We start from the raw sequence: 18,509 nt of genomic DNA on the forward strand, positions 1-18,509 counted from the left end.
ACGATTAGTCAAATATGGCGTCGTTGAACCTCAAGCTGATTTGATCAACAACGCCGTTAGTCAATCAAAACCATAAACGACCAATAACGTCTATTTATATTAGCCATTAATTATTATGTGTAAGCCAGTGGTTATTTAAAACCCAAGTATTCAGTGAATATAAATGTTCCTTTTCACTTATCTCTTATCTCTTATCTCTTATCGCAAACAATAAAAAAGGCCCCTAACTAGGAGCCCTTATTTTCATATCATTCAGTATATACAAACCGTTTGATTACTTTTTATTGACAGCTTTTACAAAGGCTTCTTGTGCACCTTCAATACCAAGGGCTTTTGCTTCATCTAATAAGCTAAGTGCTTTGGGAATATTGTCTGCGTCTACTGCTGCTTGAATGGCATTATGGTAGTAAGTTTGTGTTTCTGGTTGAATAGTCTCAACCTTAGCTGCTGCCGCTGGTTTAGCGTTAGATTCACTGCTAGAGCCAAATGAGAAGAAGCCCACTCTATCAATAGTCACTTCAATCTTACCGACATTCGCGTTTGGAACGGGGATGTCTTCTACTTCTGGCAGGTAGTTACCGCGGCCTTCCGCATCTAAACGTGCAGGGTGAATGACATTAGTAAAACCACCAAGATCTTCTTGCTCTGTATAGATAACTAAGTAAACAGATTCAGCAGTTGTCGGTGGGTAAAAATCATTTTCTGCAACAAGACGGTTGCCCAAATGCAACCTAGGCTTCGCGTATTCGAAGCTCTCTTTGCCATAACGCTCTAACTCGCGACCGTTTTTATCGTAAATCACGGCATTCGGCACAAATGCTGTATCACCGATCATGCTGGTGATCTTAATAGAGTATTCACCGCGATCCGCTGGTAGCTCGATCGCTACTACAGGGCTGTTTATACCCTGATAGTTTAAAATTTGACTGTCTGGTGTTACATCGAAAATTGCCGAGCTTGGAAGCTTCATCGGGGCAAATTGAAGACCAGCAATAGAGTTAACTTGTTCAGCCTGTGCCACTTGCACTTGCTCGACTACTTGTGCAGATTGACAACCGGCCAACGCAACACAACCACTCAACATTAGAGCTTTAAAATACATAACCCTTCCTTCTTGTTATTTTTTTAAGAAATTTACTAACTTTAATTACCACAAAGAGAACTATTCACCTAGGGAACGATCAACTTAATCGTACATTCCTTAAAAAAATAGCCGACGCGAGCCGGCTATGAATTAGGACAGTTTAGGATTTGTTAAGCTAAGTGTTTACCACCAAGCTTCAGCTTGGATACCGAACACGTACTCAGTATCGTCGCCGTTGAATGCATCTTTGTTTTCAGTATCTAGGATGTAAGAACCGTAAACACGAATTTCAGGACGAGCCCAGAAGCTGTCACCCATAGCCCAAGCTTGAGCTACTGTGAACTTAGCGTTACCGAAATCTTCTTTAGCTAAACCGCTGTCTGAAATTTTCTCACCAGCATTGTAACCTGCTTCGAAGATAGTACGCATAGTGTCGTTCCACTTGAACATTGGACGAGCAACTACAGAGTACTGGTCGATATCAAAGTTTTTGTTTGTGTAAACGCCTGCAGCTTGACCACCGATGTCGCTACCAGATAGGTATGCTAGTTGGTGACCCATTTCCCAAGATTCGCCTAGGTTCATTACACCCCAGTTGATCAAACGGAAACCAGATGCATCGTTGAATGCTTCAGTACCACGAGCGTAGTATGTACCTGAACCCCAGAAGTTAGCCGCCTGAACACCGTAACCGTTAGTACCGTATTGAAGGATAGTTTGGTGGAAACCGTTATCCATACCTTGGTGAATGATCGCAGAAGCTAGTAGGCCATCATCCGCTTCTTCACTCTTATCATCAGAGTCAGTTGCAAAGTTGTACGCTAATGCTAGCTCTAGAGATGCATCTTGCCATAGGCCAATGTTCGCTAGACGAGCATCAAAAATGTAACCTGTAGACTCGTCGTGGTCACCGTCTTGAATCAGCGCAACAGAAAGCTTCTGGTCACCAATAGATAAGTTTTCAATACCACCACCGGTACCTGACGTGTTTAGGAAGTAAAAGTCAGTGATGTGGATATCTTTACGTTGGTAGTATGTTTTACCAGCCCAAAGCGTTGCTTCTTTGTCTGAAGCGATCACGCCTTTAGCTTTAACAGCAAATTGTGCAACGTTGAAATCACCGTCTTCCCAACCATTAGAACCGTTGTTGCCTTGAGCAATCATAGATTCTACGCGCCACGTTTGCTCGCCAGTTTTTAGTTCTTCAGCTAGACCAAACTCGTAGTAGTTGTCATTTTCGTTACCTAGACGACCAATACCGTTTTTATTTACTGATACGTCGCCGTTACCGTTACCGCTAATACCAGTACCAGCACGCATGTAGCCATTAAAATCTACAGCGAACGCAGAGCCAGCAGCTAATGTAGTTGCCACTGCAACAGCAATCAAACTTACTTTTTTCATTCTTAACTCCATTAAGGACGATTTATTTTAGGTTTTTATATTTTTGCTCTCTTGCGGCAACCAAAGGCAGTAATGGTAGTCGTAAGATAGAGAGGTTTAGGGTTTCCCCTGATTCGTTTCAACGGGGTCAATATTAAGAGGGGATGACAAGTTTGACTTCCTCCACCCCCAACTAAATTAAGGGGGACTAGAGGGGAGTAGAAAATATACAGAATGGTATTTTAAAGAGGTAGATCACTTAATCTAGGAGGAGTAGACAGCACGAAGATCTAATTATTCAACATAAGTGAGATCTAGCTCAAATATATAATTTGAACTTCATCGGTGAATTATTTTTTTACCGTAATTAATCTGTGAAGTTGCTTGACCTTACTGTGACAAAGCCTTTTACTAATAGTTCACTGATGTTGATAAACGAACAAGAAATCAAGCAATGACTAGAACGCTCGCTCGCCCTTATCCGCTAGGCGCAACGCTAGGTAACACTGGCTGCAACTTCTCTATTTATTCTCCTGACTGTAAATCTCTTTCACTCGCTCTTTTTGACGAGAACGACGAATTCACCACTTATAAATTGGAAAATGAATACGCTGATATCAGATATGTCTTTATTGATGGTATTAAAGCGGGGCAAAAATACGGCTTCATTGCCGAAACGGACAATGGCCCTATCCTGCTTTCAGACCCGTATGCCAAAGCAATAAGCGAACCGCTCGATTACGTCACGCCATATACCAATGAAAAAAGCTTTGCTATGGCGAAATGTGTCGTTGTTGATGACACCTTCGATTGGCAAGATGTAGAAAAGCCACGCATTAGCCGCGAAGATACCGTTCTTTTTGAAACGCATGTAAAAGGTCTATCTCAACTGCACCCAGAAGTGGCTGCCAATACTAAAGGACGCTACTTAGGGTTAGTGAGCCCTGAAATGCTTGCGTTCTACAAACAGCAAAATATCAACTCTCTACAGCTTTTGCCCATTGCCGCATGCATGCATGAACCACACCTATTAGACATGGGTAAAGTGAACTATTGGGGTTACAACCCATACTTGTTTATGGTGCCTGACCCTCGCTACGCAGAGAAAGATGCCGTAAACGAGTTAAAGACTGCGATTCGCGAACTGCACCGCAATGGCATCGAAGTCATTCTAGACGTGGTGTACAACCACACAGCAGAAGGTGGGGAAGGCGGAACCACCTTCAACCTAAAAGCACTCGATAGCCGCTACTACATTAAACATGGCTGCCATTACGCGAACTTCACTGGCTGTGGAAACACCGTCGACCTTACCCACCAGCCAGCACTCAACTTAGTAATGGATACGCTTCGTTACTGGGTAAGCGAATTCCAAGTCGACGGCTTCCGTTTTGACTTGGCAGCGACACTGGGGCGCGAAGGTGACAACTACAACCCTGAGGCTGCTTTCTTTAAAGCCGTAGCTCAAGACCCTGTACTTAAAGAAACTAAGTTAATCGCAGAGCCGTGGGATATTGGTCCTAATGGTTATCAAGTGGGTAATTTCCCGCTTGGTTGGAATGAATGCAATGACAAGCTGAGAGACATCACACGTAGCTTCTGGCGCGGTGATCAGGGTTACCTAAAAGAGTTTGCTACACGCCTAATGGGCTCTCGTGATATCTACAGTGCAGCGCACTGGCCTTACAAACTCACCGTCAACTACATCACTTACCATGATGGCTTCACCATGCAGGACCTTGTCTCGTACAAGCACAAGCACAATGAAGAAAATGGTGAGAATAACCGCGATGGGCATGGTGATAACCGTTCTGAAAACTACGGTGTTGAAGGTGAAACCGAAAACCTGTTAGTTATCGCAACACGTGAAAAGCAGAAACGCAACTTCATGGCGAGCCTGCTGTTTGCTTTTGGTATTCCTCATATTTTGACGGCCGATGTGTTATCTCATACTCAAAAAGGTAACAACAACGCTTACTGCCAAGATGGCGTGACCAGCTGGCTTAACTGGGAAGATTCAGAGCGCAAGACTTACTTCAAGACTTGGTTATCTGAAATGATCTCTGCTCGTCAGCAATACATGGTGCCGTTTATTAAGGCATTCAGTGGCGAAAAGCGTAACTCTAACCGCATCTTCTGGAGCCGTGTCGATGGCACACTTATGGAGCATGACGACTGGAACCGCTTAAGCTCAGTCGCTTTGCATTTAGGTATTGGTAAAGATGGCGACGAGTTAATTTATCTTATCAACCAAACCAATGCGCCAGCACGTTTCTCGTTACCGAATGACCGTGAACAAAACTGGGTAACCATCTGTGATACCAACTCGCGAAACGTTAAACCCGGTCATGCAGAAGGTGAAATGTTGTTGTCGCCAACTTCGATGGCAATTTTGCACTATTCGCCAGATCAGGCTGATTTGATTAAAGCAAAAGCTTAGTCAGCTTAATAAAACACCGAAAACCATAGAAGCCAGTTATATTTACAGCTGGCTTTTTTGTTAGCTGAATATCACAAAAATCATTCATCCATATGGAATCATTTGCATTGATGTGGTTAATGAAACTGTTTAGTATTGCCGTACTATAAAAATGAATCTATAACGTCTTTGGATATCATGGCTTTACCTAAAACATTAATTCGGCTTTTTAAACCATACATTATTTTATTAACTGGAGGGATGCTCTATCTTGCTATGACTCAGCTTGAAAAAGTAGAAACAGCAGCAACAGAACAATCATCATCAAACATTCGTATCGCAAGCTCTACCATTCGTTCCAACATCGAAGCCACATTCGGCAAACTCTATTTTTTAGAAACCAGTCTAGGCTTGCCTAAAACGGCTCCAATCGGTGATAAAAAATTCAGAGAATTGAGTGATAATATTCTAAGAAGAACACCAAATTTCTCCGATATCGTTCGATACCAACCTAACTCCCAACATTATGTCTCCACTCGTGGCCTTCCTCTTTCCAATGAACAAATCGCCACAATACAATGGCATTCAATAGACGGTGTTGTAGAAGATTTTTACATCTCTTCCGTTTACCAAAAAGCCGATGGACGATGGGTTTTCGCCGTTAAACACACTGCAGAAAAGCTCAACGAAGAAATCTGGATTGAGTTTGATTTAATGCATACCACGCAAGGTTTAAGAGATTTAAAAACGCTTAATAATGGCTATGTATTTGTTGTAGACAGAGCAACAGAGCGACTGGTATTCCACCCGGATCCACAGCGTATCGGTTCTAAATCCATCAGCTTCCATGCAGGGATCAGCCACCAACTATCTCAAGGTGAATTGGCGGGTAAACATGAATACTACTATCAAGATAACTTCAAAATATCGGTATTTGACGCAGACAACAGCTTAAATTGGGTGTTCATTGCGGGCACTGACCGCCATGACATCTTAACCAGCTCACATCAATTTACGTTGACGGGCTTATTACTGGGCTCACTCCTGCTATTGTGGATTGGTGCCAACTATCTGGCTTATCGTTTGAACGTGTCCTTGTCGCAACTGAATAAAGTCGATGACCTTGTAAGCTTTAAGCGAGAGTTAAAATCCATACTGGATAGTTTCACCTACCAAAAAGGCATTCAATTCTGTCTCTATCAGCTTGAGAACCACGCATTCAGTACCATCGACTATCACGGAAACAAATCCACGGTACATTGTGACAAAGCCCTTGCAGAGCGATTTACACCGGACACTATGGCTTACCGAAGTGGTAAGTACGCCGATCCACTGGCGTGTAAACTCAAAATACACCAACGCCATTACTGTATTCCTTTGCACTCTCGCAAGCAGTTGATCGCAGTGTTGTACGTAAACGCAAACTTACCGATCAGCCAGAGTATTCTGCGTATGATCCGTGATTACACTGAAGTCTCACTGTCCAACTTACTGCTTCAGCACCAGTTGAGTAGCAAGGACTTGATGACGCAATTAGACAACAAAAGTAGCTTTAATATTGCACTGGAAAACTACGCCAACCAGCCTGAAACCTATATAGCTCTACTGGATATCGATAATTTTGACCACGTGAACCGTGCTTATGGTGAAGCTGTGGGTGACAAGATGATCAAGCTGACAGCAGAAGCACTACGCTCGTACTTTCCGAAGCCTAAAGGACTATGCCTTGCTCGTATTGGAGGCAAAGAGTTCGCAGTATTATTTAAAGCAAACGACGGCAACGACGCCAAGTTCCAACTAGACCAGTGCCGAATTGGCGTAGCAGAGAAAACTATTGTGACGCCAGACATCAGCCTCTCTTTAGGTGTGAGTGTCGGTTTTTCACAAATAGAGGGAGAGCCAGATACAGCTCTAGCACTGGCGGAGCAAGCAAAGTTGATTGCTCAACAGCTTGGAAAAAATCGAGTTGAAGGCCACATCAGGGCTGTTGCAAAGGCTTCATAGGTTGTCCTAACAAGCTCACTTTATCCTTTACTTGGATACCGATGAAAACAAAGCACCTAGGATTCATACCCTAGGTGCTTTTGTTTTTATGGAAAGTCATTACAATGCGCGTTCAACACGACAATACCCCTTTTCTAACGACACGAGCCTTATGAAGCTAAGTAACCGACTGCAAACTCTCCATTCCCTTGTCAGCAATGACTACCAACATATTTGGGACTGTTGTTGTGATCACGGCTTCTTGGGTGTTCAACTGTTGTCGGATAATAAAGCGCCTCAGATTCATTTTGTCGATATTGTCCCGTCTCTGATGAATGGACTAGAAGACAAACTAACTCGTTACTTTCCGCAAGATAATTCAGACCAACAAACGGTTACCAGCCAATGGCAAGTTTACTGCATGGATGTCGCCGCTATTCCGCTCCAGAAACATACTGGTAAACACCTGGTTATTATTGCGGGCGTCGGTGGCGATCTCACTCAGAAGCTCGTCGACGACATTCATCGCCAACATCCAGACAAAGATATCGATTTTTTGCTTTGCCCAGTCCATCAGCAGTTCGAGCTAAGAAACCATTTAAAAGCGCTCAAGTTCGGTCTTATTGATGAAGTTCTGATCGAAGAAAACCGTCGTTATTACGAAATTTTATTGGTCAGCAATAACCAAGGCGAAGCTGAAAAGAGCCAAAACGTTAACGATATATCAAGCGTCGGTGACAAGATCTGGACACCAAGTTGTGATGAACAAGTGAAGGTATCACAGCAATACAAAGCCAAAACATTGCAGCACTACTTACGTATCTATCAAGGACAAGAGAAGCAAGGCAAACCTAGCCAAGTAAAGCATATTATTGATGCTTACCAGGCGGTTAAGCCATAGTAAGTACTAACTTAATGGTTTGAATATTAAGAAAGTCAAATTAATAAAAAAGCCGATAGTTCAATGAGCTATCGGCTTTATTAATGCTATCGATTCAGTTTTAGCTTACTGTTCTTGTTTCTTATAAGCCACATCAGGCTCGTCAACTGTCTCTACCTCAGAAGGCTTATCAACCCCATAAACCGTATCAAGGTAGACGTCTTTCTCTTTCCACGTGCTGTTCAACCAATTGTGGAAGCGACGTTTAAAAGCCTTATCTTCAAAGTAATTACCGTTCACGTTCTCATCCATTGGATGCAATTTAATACGCACAACGACCTTAGTCATTTTGCCCTTCAGCATATCTTCAAACGGAGAGGTTTGGTTTTCAGGGTAAGCTAAGGTCACATCCACGATGCCATCCAAAATTGGGCCCATTGCAGATAAAGCAAATGCCACGCCCCCAGTTTTCGGCTTCAATAAGTGGCGATAAGGGGTCTTTGCTGACGCCAGTTTCTCGTGGTTTGCACGAGTCCCTTCAACAAAATTAACCAATGTTGTCGGTGCTAATTTGAACTTAGTACACGCTTTATTGATTGCATTAAAATCATCATTACGGCGTTCTGGGTTGCGTAATAGGAACTCACGAGAGTGGCGTCTCATGAATGGCATATCTAAGCCCCAGCAGGCCAAGCCAACAAATGGCACGTACAACAATTCATGTTTCAAGAAGTACTTCGTCATCGGCATTTTGTCTTTTAGGATTGAAGACAAAATCACAATATCTGCCCAGCTTAGGTGGTTAGACATCATCAAATACCACTGCTTGGTCGAAATATCTTCCCCCCCTTCCACTTGCCATTCGATATCGTTATTGGCGTTCAACATCCATAAATTAAGAGAAGCCCAACACCAGAATGTGAAGTTAGCTAAGCGAGTGCATGATTTTTGAACGACAGAAATTGGCAAAATAAGTTTGATTAGGGCAAACAGGCTCACAGCCAATGCGGTGAATGCAGTATTAATGGTCACGAACAATACGTTCAAGGCCATACGAAGATTATCAAGCATAAAACACAGTTATATTGAGAACGAAAGCCGCCATTATACGCATCTATAAATTATTCTCTTCAGTAATTGATTGAATATCCTAGGGGTCAAACCACTCAACCTATGTTAACTATGTTCAACCAGCTAAAGTCTATTAAAACGAAATCAAAACACATGCACGAGTCATTTGGACTCAAATAGTATATTGTCTTTTTGACAACATTCGACCCAATAATTAACCTTTAATCAGTATTGATAAGCATTCTCATTATTGTCGTGGTACATGCAACTCTAAAGTGTAAATAGTTGAGTATCCTTAATGAGATAACTTCTCTTCTTAAAGGTGGATGATATGACAGATATTCCTCATGGTTAGTTACAGGCAAAGTCCTAAACAAAACAGAATGGACAGATCAATTGTTCTCACTCCAGGTTAGTGCACCTGTCTCTTCTTATCAGGCAGGTCAGTTCACGAAACTTGGCTTACTTAACAGTGAGGATGAGTTCGTAAGACGCGCCTATTCGATGGTGAACGCGCCAGAGCACGAACAAGGTCATCAACATCTGGAATTTTTGATTATTAAGGATCAGAACGGTCAGCTTTCACCTCAACTTCATGAGTTGAAGATGGGCGATGACATCTTTGTCGGCAAAGACCCAAGTGGCTTTATGACCTTAGATGAGATCCCAGAGATCGCCGACGATCTATGGATGCTTTCAACCGGAACCGCGGTAGGCCCATTTATCTCAATACTTGAGAGCATGCAGATACAGCAAAATGAGTTGGCTTCAGACAAAGCCTCTTCATTCAAGAATCTGGTTCTAGTGCATGCTGTAAGAACAGAGCAAGACCTGACTTATCGAGATCGTATCACTCAACTCGTTAATCACTTTCAAGGGAGACTTAAATATGTGCCAATTATTTCTAGAGAATCAGTTACCGGAACTTTGCGCGGACGAATCCCAAATTTGTTACTTGGAGGCGACCTCGAGCAAGCCGCGTCTGTCGCTTTCAATCAAACCCGCAGTTTTTTCTACCTTTGCGGCAATCCGCAAATGGTTCGTGACACAAGCGAAGCGCTAACTAGCTTAGGTTTCGAAAAGCACTTACGCAGAAAACCCGGTCAATTCAGCAGTGAGAACTACTGGTAAATAACAACCACCACTCGTTAGACAGAAGCACAACTTTCAAAGAACAGTTAGAGAAGAGGTTTTATATGAGTCATTTACGTATTCCGTCACACTGGAAAATTCAACGTTCCACACCCGAAAGTAAGATTCATTCAATATTGATGAACTTATAAGCAAGCAACCTCGTAATGTGATTTTTAATGTTCAATAAGTGAAGACAAAAGATCAAATAACCATAGCAATTACAATGACTAATGGTGATAGACAAGAGAAAAAAACTCTAGCACACTGAACAGAGTTATTAGTTTTAATCCCGTCTCAGAGAATGAATTAGTGGGTTATTTATATTTTAGGTAAGAGAGGAAGCCATGCTCAACATTGCTTTTTTTAGCTCAAAATCATACGACGAAAAATCATTCGAACTGGCAAAAGGCGAACTCAACGCTGAGTTTCATTTTCACGATTTTCGACTCACCACAACAACAGCAAAAATGGCGCACGACAACGAAGTGGTTTGTGCGTTTGTAAACGATGACCTATCGCGAGATGTGTTAGAGATTCTTGCTCAAGGCGGCACCAAGTTAATCGCGATGCGCTGTGCGGGCTTTGACAAGGTCGACCTAGACGCAGCCAAAGAGTTTGGTCTGCAAGTGGTTCGCGTTCCGGCTTACTCACCAGAATCGGTAGCAGAACACACGGTTGGCATGATGATGTGTTTGAACCGTAAACTACACAAGGCATACCAACGCACTCGTGATGCGAACTTCTCTCTTGAGGGGTTAGTTGGCTTTAACTTCCACGGTAAAACGGTCGGTATGATTGGCTCGGGTAAGATTGGCCTAGCGACGATGCGAATTCTGAAGGGTTTAGGCATGAATATCCTATGCTATGACCCATATCCAAACCCGTTAGCTGTTGAGTTAGGCGCTAAATACGTTGAACTCGACGAACTTTACCAAGAGTCTGATGTGATTTCTCTACACTGCCCAATGAGTAAAGAGAACTACCACCTATTAGATGCGACTGCGTTTGAGAAGATGAAAGACGGCGTGATGATTGTCAACACCAGCCGTGGTGAACTACTGGATTCCACAGCTGCTATCGAAGCGCTTAAACAGAGTAAGATTGGCGCACTTGGTCTTGATGTGTATGACAACGAGAAAGAGCTGTTCTTCCAAGACAAATCAAATGACGTGATTGTCGATGATGTGTTCCGCCGTCTATCTGCTTGTCACAACGTGCTGTTCACAGGTCACCAAGCTTTCTTAACCAAAGATGCTCTGTTCAATATCGCGAACACAACACTCACCAGTGTTGATGCTTTCTTTGCTGGCAACACCAGCGGCAACGAACTCGTTTAATAACAGATTGAGTTAACAGCAGGCTGAGTTAAAAACAAACTAGGTCTACAGATACAAAGCCACGCTATTCTGAAGTGAACAGCGTGGCTTCGTCGTTTATTCAGTATTCTAAAACCGTTCCTAGACGCAGAAATGACAATCTTCAGTGTCTAAACCATAAACGCCTTTTCTAATAGCAAGGTGCTCTTCACCGGCTTTGACGCCCATCTCGTAACCTGTATTAAGAGTACTTTGATCCATAGTTAAACGCTTAACCGCGAAGGCTTCAGGTGGCGCTATCACTTTAATAGTCGCATCTTTGGGTGGGTTACGAATGAACTCCAGAGACTGGTTGTAGTTTTCAGCACGTACCGCCATCGACTCAGCAATATTCGGGAATTTCTTTAATAGTTTCTTCAGCATCCATTGGTGCTTTTGAGGCTTCATTCGGTAGCTCAATGGGTGAGACAGAATCACGGTAATATCGCGTGCGCCACGGCGATATGCTTCACGAACCGGAATCGAATCGGCTACACCGCCATCGGTATAACAGCCACCAGAGAAACACGGAGTTTCACGGTAAGCGATAGGTAAAGCCGTTGTTGCTTCAACAACATTAGAAAGGTTTTCTGGCTTAATATGGTAGTAGTCTGCACTGCCCGTATCGACATTTGTGACAGCAGCAATAAGTGGGATACTTGAAAACAACTCACCACAATCGAGCGGATAACGTTGATTGGATTCGTTCCATAACCATTTAACATCTACCAAGTTACCGCCTTTGGCAAAGCGAGCAGGATTAAAGAAAGTTTTATCCGTCGCCATCGTGGTGATCACATCATAACTGCGTTTTGGTGCATGAGATAAGTAGCCAACCAGATTCGACACACCTGCAGATACGCCGATGGCAAAATCATAAGGACGGAAATCGTCTTGCATGAAGGCGTCTAAAACTCCAGCAGCAAAAATACCTCTCATTGCTCCACCTTCAACGATTAATGCGCTCTTATTCATCTCAAACTCTTCTACTTTATAAACTGATAGTCGTAGAATAATCCCATCACTCTTACAAAGATAATGGGATAGATTTATCAATTCGATAGGTAAAAACTATCAATGTGGATTATTAAATTTTTCAATGATTTAGGGTTGCTTAATAAACAGCGAGATCAAAAAAGGCCGTTGAGTGATTCACTCAACGGCCTTTCAATTAACGAATCAAGATGATTGATTACGACTTAAATTCGCTCACGTCGATTTCAAGCAGTTTACCAATGCCTTCACCGTATGCAGGGTCAGCTTTGTAACAGTGTCTTAGGTGACGCAATTGAATCTCTTTTGGCACGCCGCCTAGGTTGCGAGCAGTGTTATCAAAAAGAATCGCTTGCTTCTCTGGTGTCATTAGGCGGAACAAGTCACCCGGTTGCGAGAAGTAATCTTCATCTTCGCGGTGATCCCAGTGTGCTGCTGCGCCATCTAGGTTCAGTGCTGGTTCAGCGAAATCTGGTTGCTCAGCCCATTGACCTTCGTTGTTTGGCTCATAACCTAATGTGCCACCGAAGTTACCATCGACACGCATCGCGCCATCACGGTGGTAGCTGTGTACTGGGCAACGAGGCGCATTCACTGGAATGTGCTGATGGTTTACACCCAAACGGTAACGTTGTGCATCACCGTAAGCAAACAGACGACCTTGCAGCATCTTGTCTGGCGAGAAGCTGATACCTGGAACTACGTTCGCTGGGTTGAATGCTGACTGCTCTACTTCTGCGAAGAAGTTTTGCGGGTTACGATTTAGCTCAAATTCGCCCACTTCGATCAACGGGTAATCTGCATGAGGCCAGATCTTAGTCAAATCGAACGGGTTGTATGGAACCTTCGCTGCATCCGCTTCTGGCATCACTTGTACTTTCAACGTCCATTTCGGGAAATCTTGGTTATCGATGCTGCCTAGCAAATCACGTTGGTGGCTTTCGCGATCATCACCGATCACTTGTGCCGCTTCTGCATCAGAAAGGTTCTTAATACCTTGCTGAGATTTGAAGTGGAATTTCACCCAGAAACGTTCGTTATCAGCGTTGATGAAGCTGAACGTGTGGCTACCAAAGCCGTGCATGTGACGGTAAGTCGCAGGGATACCACGGTCACTCATTACGATAGTAATTTGGTGCAGAGCTTCCGGCAAAGAAGTCCAGAAATCCCAGTTGTTTTTCGCGCTACGCATGTTGGTGCGTGGGTCACGTTTCACCGCGTGGTTTAAGTCAGGGAACTTAAGAGGATCACGAAGGAAGAATACTGGCGTGTTGTTGCCCACCATATCCCAGTTGCCTTCTTCAGTATAAAACTTCAATGCAAAGCCACGAATATCACGTTCAGCATCGGCAGCACCGCGCTCACCCGCAACTGTTGTGAAACGTGCAAACAAGTCGGTTTTTTTACCTATTTCAGAGAACAATTTTGCCTTGGTGTATTTTGTGATGTCGTGTGTAACGGTAAATGTGCCGTAAGCACCTGAGCCTTTCGCGTGCATACGACGCTCTGGAATCACTTCACGATCAAAATGGGCCAATTTCTCCAAAAACCAAACGTCTTGAAGAAGTTGTGGACCACGTTTGCCCGCCGTTTGAACATTCTGGTTATGAGCGACAGGACAACCCGCAGCTGTGGTCAGTTTTTTACTCATGGTCTATTCCTTAAGGTTAAAGATATCGCATCGTTGCCACATCTTAGATTTAAGTGGATTCAATACTTTAAAAACCACTAAAACAATATGGATAAAGAATAGACCTGAGTTGGCAGAAAATATAATCGTTTATATTTATCGTTGTTATCTATGAAACCTATTGAACTTCACTGCGAATAAGCCTATGTATAACTTCGGTTTATTTAAAAATGGCATGGCCTAACCTCAGAGTTGAGGCAATGTTCCTCGCCGTTCTGGTTAGGTTCAATTCAGCTTCTCGCAGTACTTGCTCGAGTGACTGAGGAGAGCGCACTGTACCAAACAAGCTGTTCATTTCACCATATAAGGCTTCGACTTCTGTACCTAAAGAACCTGCAATCCCTATGGTCGGAATGCCTTGTAAGCTCGCACGTTTGGCAATGCCATAAGGCGTCTTTCCTTGCAGAGTTTGATTGTCCATTTGCCCTTCACCGGTAATCACAAAATCTGCGCCTTTCAATACTTCATCGGCTTGCAAAACATCAAGCACCATCTCAATACCCGGTTTAATCTGCATGTTAAACAACAAACCAAGCCCCATTGGAGCACCACCAGCCGCGCCATAACCAGTACGCTTGTGAACGGGATCATCCCCACGAACACAACCTTGCGATTCAACTACTTGAGTTGAGCAAAATTCTCAAGCGCCTTATCAAGCATCACAACTTGTTCTGGGCTTGCGCCTTTTTGTGGGCCGAATATATGGCTAGCACCGTTATCACCACACAACGGATTATCGACATCGCACGCCACAATTAACTCGATATCAGCATAGCGTGAATCTAAACCAGTAAGATCAATCGATGATAAATCAGCTAGTGCAACGCCACCTCGGTTAAGCTCTTGCCCTGCATTATCTAACAGTGTCCCACCTAATGCTTGAACAATACCTGCACCGCCATCATTAGTTGCACTGCCACCCACACCCAATCCAAGAATAATCGTTTGAGCGCCCTGCTCTATCGCCTCCAAAATCAATTGCCCCGTTCCGAATGAAGAAGCAATCAATGGATCACGCTGCTCTGGTTTCAACAAGTCCAAACCCGATGTAGCAGCTATTTCAATCAATGCCGTTTTGTTCGGGTTGCTATCGGATGGCTCAAGCATCGCCCATTCAACATTAACCAATGCGCCCAACGGCCCTTCAACTCGATGTGTTCGCTTCTGCCCCACTAAACCTTGCAGCAACACATCAACCGTACCTTCACCTCCATCGGCTAAAGGCAAGGTCACGTATTCAGCGTCTGGGAAGATTTCACGAAAGCCCTTTTCAATACACGCCGCCACAGATACAGCCGATAAAGATTCTTTAAACGAGTCTGGTGCAATAACAATTTTCATACTGAGAGATCCAAAAGATTAGTAATTTTGATGAGTGCCCGATCCAAAAATGCCCCTATTGAAGATCAGCAAGCTAATCACTTAATAGGGGCAGTATATAAAGGTAAGTAGTATTAGTTAGTAACGGCTGTCTTTACTTGTGATTTCTCTTTGCTTTTTAGCCACACGAATACAGCACCTAGAACCGCAATTGGAATCAGTGGGTCGATCAACGTACCGCCTTTACCAAACACTAAGTTTAGAATCATGATGATGCTTGCACCAATCGCCCATGCGATAGTTGAAGACACAGACCAGATCTTAATTTGGTCAGCAAGTTCAGTAATACCTAACGTACGGTTAATGATGTGGAAGTATGAATCGTTCAAATGAGAGAAGCCAACCGAACCTACCGCACATGCAAGTGCTACGAATACTGGGTCTAGACCTAACGTTTCAACCAATGGCAGCGTCATCGTTGCTGCAACCATCATTGATGCCGTTGCTGAACCTTGGATTAGACGAAGCATTGAAGCAATTGCTAGTGGTACAAGTAGAGGTGGAATACCGCTGCTCGCGATAGCTTCGGCTACTTGAGGGCCAGCACCTGATGCTTTAAGTACTGCACCCATTGCGCCACCACAGCCAGTTACCACAAGAATTAGACCTGTAGTAGACAGAGCATCATCCATAGAGCTAACCATGTCTTTGCGCTCAATATGACGAGTAAGACCGTATAGCGCCATAAGAACACCGATACCAACAGCAACCACTGGGTTACCAATCAACGAAATAACGTTGTGCATTGCAGTGTCACCTTGACCAACAAGCGTGTTGATTAGGATGAATGCGATTGGCAGCAGAATTGGACCGAATGATAAAAAGTTACTTGGTAGCTCTCTGTCATCTGTTTCTTTTACTTTCTCAAGGTTTGCCCAATCAGCTTGGTTAGTAATCCATGTCTCACCGTTTGGTACGCGGTAGTACTCGTTACCTACTCGGCGAATATAAATCATAGAAAGAAGCATCATAGGGATAGAAACCATCAAACCCCATAACATGTATTCACCTAGATCTACACCCAGAATTCCAGCCACAGCAACTGGACCCGGTGTTGGTGGCACAAGCGCATGAGTGATCAGTAGGCCAAGCGCCAGAGTCACACCTAAGCCAACCGCTGATTTACCTGTGTCACGTGAAATTGCGCGAACAAGTGAGTGTAAAATAATGTACGCAGAGTCACAGAAAACTGGGATAGCGACAAGTACACCTGTAAAACCTAGTGCTAAGTCTTCACGACCTTTACCACACAGCTTTACAAACGTTTTTGCCATTCTAACAGCCGCACCAGAACGCTCGAAACACGCGCCCATGATAACGCCGAACGCGATAATCAAACCAATACCACCAAGCACGCCACCAAAGCCGGCTTTAATTGCGTTGATCAGCTCTGTTGGTGCCATACCAGCGAATAGCCCCATGATGATACTTGCAATAATCATCGCAAGCGCCACTGGGATTCTTGTTTTAATGATTATGCCCATCATGGCTAAAATGCCAATTACGATGCCTATCAGTGCTCCATCCATTTTTATATTCCTTTTGTCTCTTTCTTCATTTTTAGAAAATTTGTAGGGTGGTGCATATGGGTGATACCGGGTCACCCATTGCACTTTATCGTTATGTGTTGGCTTACCTGTAAGCCGTGTTATCTAAATCAGTTTTTACTTTTATGATTCGTTACATATAAACGCCATTCACACCGCGCTATAAATAACTTTTTACCCAGCTAAGCCCCTCTTCTGTCGTGCTTCTTGGGTTATATTCACAGCCAATCCAACCTTGGTAACCTGAATCATCCAAAACACTAGATAAATGTGGGTAGTTCAGTTCGCCTTCCGATGGTTCATGCCTCTCTGGTACAGAAGCAATTTGGATATGACCGGTATAAGCAGCAACTTCACGAATCAAAGTACTTAAATCACCATCCATGATTTGCGCGTGATAAAGGTCGAGTTGAAGTTTCACATTTGGTCTATCGACCAACTTAATCAGTTCGACAGCTTCACGTTGATGCGCCACAAAATAGTTCGGAACATCACGGCTATTAAGAGGTTCAATCATCAATTCGATGCCTTGCTCAGCAAACTTATCAGCCGCAAAACGAATGTTTGAGATGAAGGTTTCAACGTGTTGTTGCTTAGTAAAGTTCTCATTCAATATGCCTGACATTGCATGGACTTTTTTACAGCCCAGAGCAGTCGCGTACATAAGCGCCGTATCAACACTAGCTTTAAATTCCTCTTCACGATCTGGAATAGCGGCAAAACCACGCTCACCCGCATCCCAATTACCTGGAGGCATGTTAAAAAGCGCCTGCTCAAAACCAAATCTCTGCATTTTTGCTGCAAGCTCTTCGGCCTCAAATGCATAAGGGAATAGGTATTCAACAGCTTTGAAACCGGCTTGGTGTGCTTTTTCAAAACGCTCTAGAAATGGTACTTCTGTGAATAACATCGTTAAGTTTGCTGCGAACTTAGCCATTATTTGCCTCTCCCTTTTAAATCCATCACTTCTTCGTCCGTTAGGTAACGGATATCATTCCCTTTCAATAAGAATGCTAATTTGGCGGTCTCTTCTAGCTCTTCAGCGTTATCAACGGCATCAACAAAGTCAGTGCCTGTTACTACTGGGCCGTGGTTTGCTAACAAAAATGCTCGATAATCACCTGCTCGTTTTGCCAACTCTTCAGCGATTTGTGGGTCACCCGGACGTAGGTAAGGAATCACTGGTAACTCACCAATTCGCATCACGAAATACGGTGTGAAAGCCTTAATCGCGTTATTACGATCCAACCCTTCAAGGCAAGACAACGCGGTAAGGTAAGTAGAATGCAAATGAACAATCGCATTGCATTCTGCATTATTTCTATAAATCGCTAAGTGGAATGCCGCTTCTTTAGAAGGCTTCTTACCTGAGATGTGGTTGCCATCGATATCAACAACCGACAATTCCTCAGCGACAAGGCGACCAAATGAAGAGCCTGTTGGTGTTGCTAGAAAATGCCCATTAGGTAATTTGATAGACAGGTTACCTGCACCACCAGTGGCGTAACCTCGTTCGAACATTGAACGAGCGAGCGTGACCATTTGCTCTCTTAACTGCTGCTCGTTCATCAAAACTTTACTCATTTGAAT

12 protein-coding genes and 2 pseudogenes are annotated in these 18,509 nt (G+C 43.6%); 5 read left to right on the forward strand and 9 right to left on the reverse strand.

Features of this window, described 5'->3' with window-relative positions; genetic code table 11:
- Positions 1–274 precede the first annotated feature (274 nt).
- On the reverse strand, positions 275–1,102 hold the full coding sequence (locus tag ACED46_RS08300; protein WP_371721236.1) for a MalM family protein: 828 nt from the start codon (positions 1,100–1,102) through the stop codon (positions 275–277).
- Between the two features lie 165 nt (positions 1,103–1,267).
- Positions 1,268–2,488 carry a maltoporin LamB gene (lamB, locus tag ACED46_RS08305; RefSeq protein WP_017058853.1) on the reverse strand — a complete coding sequence of 407 codons (1,221 nt, stop codon included), beginning with the start codon at positions 2,486–2,488 and terminating at the stop codon, positions 1,268–1,270.
- A 433-nt stretch (positions 2,489–2,921) separates the two neighbouring features.
- Between lamB and glgX the strand changes: the two genes are divergently transcribed.
- From glgX to ACED46_RS08320, 3 genes are all read left to right on the forward strand, one after another.
- Complete coding sequence (gene glgX, locus ACED46_RS08310; RefSeq protein WP_104216189.1) at positions 2,922–4,907, forward strand: glycogen debranching protein GlgX; 1,986 nt, start codon at positions 2,922–2,924, stop codon at positions 4,905–4,907.
- 240 nt (positions 4,908–5,147) lie between these two features.
- Positions 5,148–6,890 carry a diguanylate cyclase domain-containing protein gene (locus ACED46_RS08315; RefSeq protein ID WP_371721237.1) on the forward strand — a complete coding sequence of 581 codons (1,743 nt, stop codon included), beginning with the start codon at positions 5,148–5,150 and terminating at the stop codon, positions 6,888–6,890.
- A 151-nt stretch (positions 6,891–7,041) separates the two neighbouring features.
- Positions 7,042–7,770: a tRNA (adenine(22)-N(1))-methyltransferase TrmK gene (locus tag ACED46_RS08320; protein WP_371721238.1), complete on the forward strand. Its 729-nt coding sequence runs from the start codon at positions 7,042–7,044 to the stop codon at positions 7,768–7,770.
- 105 nt (positions 7,771–7,875) lie between these two features.
- Here ACED46_RS08320 and ACED46_RS08325 read toward each other — a convergent pair whose 3' ends face one another.
- Positions 7,876–8,820: an acyltransferase gene (locus tag ACED46_RS08325; protein ID WP_017063993.1), complete on the reverse strand. Its 945-nt coding sequence runs from the start codon at positions 8,818–8,820 to the stop codon at positions 7,876–7,878.
- A 331-nt stretch (positions 8,821–9,151) separates the two neighbouring features.
- Here ACED46_RS08325 and ACED46_RS08330 point away from each other — a divergent pair.
- A pseudogene (locus ACED46_RS08330) lies at positions 9,152–9,951 on the forward strand (ferredoxin--NADP reductase).
- Positions 9,952–10,298: 347 nt separating this feature from the next.
- On the forward strand, positions 10,299–11,291 hold the full coding sequence (locus ACED46_RS08335; RefSeq protein WP_065583768.1) for a 2-hydroxyacid dehydrogenase: 993 nt from the start codon (positions 10,299–10,301) through the stop codon (positions 11,289–11,291).
- A gap of 120 nt (positions 11,292–11,411) precedes the next feature.
- Here ACED46_RS08335 and ACED46_RS08340 read toward each other — a convergent pair whose 3' ends face one another.
- From ACED46_RS08340 to ACED46_RS08365, 6 genes and pseudogenes are all read right to left on the reverse strand, one after another.
- On the reverse strand, positions 11,412–12,284 hold the full coding sequence (locus ACED46_RS08340) for a patatin family protein (RefSeq protein WP_065583767.1): 873 nt from the start codon (positions 12,282–12,284) through the stop codon (positions 11,412–11,414).
- A 217-nt stretch (positions 12,285–12,501) separates the two neighbouring features.
- A complete protein-coding gene (locus ACED46_RS08345; RefSeq protein WP_371721239.1) occupies positions 12,502–13,953 on the reverse strand; it encodes a catalase in 1,452 nt (483 codons plus the stop codon).
- A 199-nt stretch (positions 13,954–14,152) separates the two neighbouring features.
- Positions 14,153–15,333: pseudogene (locus ACED46_RS08350) on the reverse strand (glycerate kinase).
- 113 nt (positions 15,334–15,446) lie between these two features.
- Positions 15,447–16,901 (reverse strand): GntP family permease, encoded by a 1,455-nt coding sequence (locus ACED46_RS08355; RefSeq protein WP_371721240.1) that lies wholly within the window; start codon positions 16,899–16,901, stop codon positions 15,447–15,449.
- 178 nt (positions 16,902–17,079) lie between these two features.
- Complete coding sequence (gene otnI, locus ACED46_RS08360) at positions 17,080–17,856, reverse strand: 2-oxo-tetronate isomerase (RefSeq protein WP_371721241.1); 777 nt, start codon at positions 17,854–17,856, stop codon at positions 17,080–17,082.
- Complete coding sequence (locus ACED46_RS08365; protein ID WP_171349682.1) at positions 17,856–18,503, reverse strand: aldolase; 648 nt, start codon at positions 18,501–18,503, stop codon at positions 17,856–17,858. Before ACED46_RS08365 ends, otnI begins: the two co-directional genes overlap by 1 nt.
- Positions 18,504–18,509 lie beyond the last annotated feature (6 nt).

Source organism: Vibrio sp. 1S139 (assembly GCF_041439475.1).
GTDB lineage: Bacteria > Pseudomonadota > Gammaproteobacteria > Enterobacterales > Vibrionaceae > Vibrio > Vibrio crassostreae_C.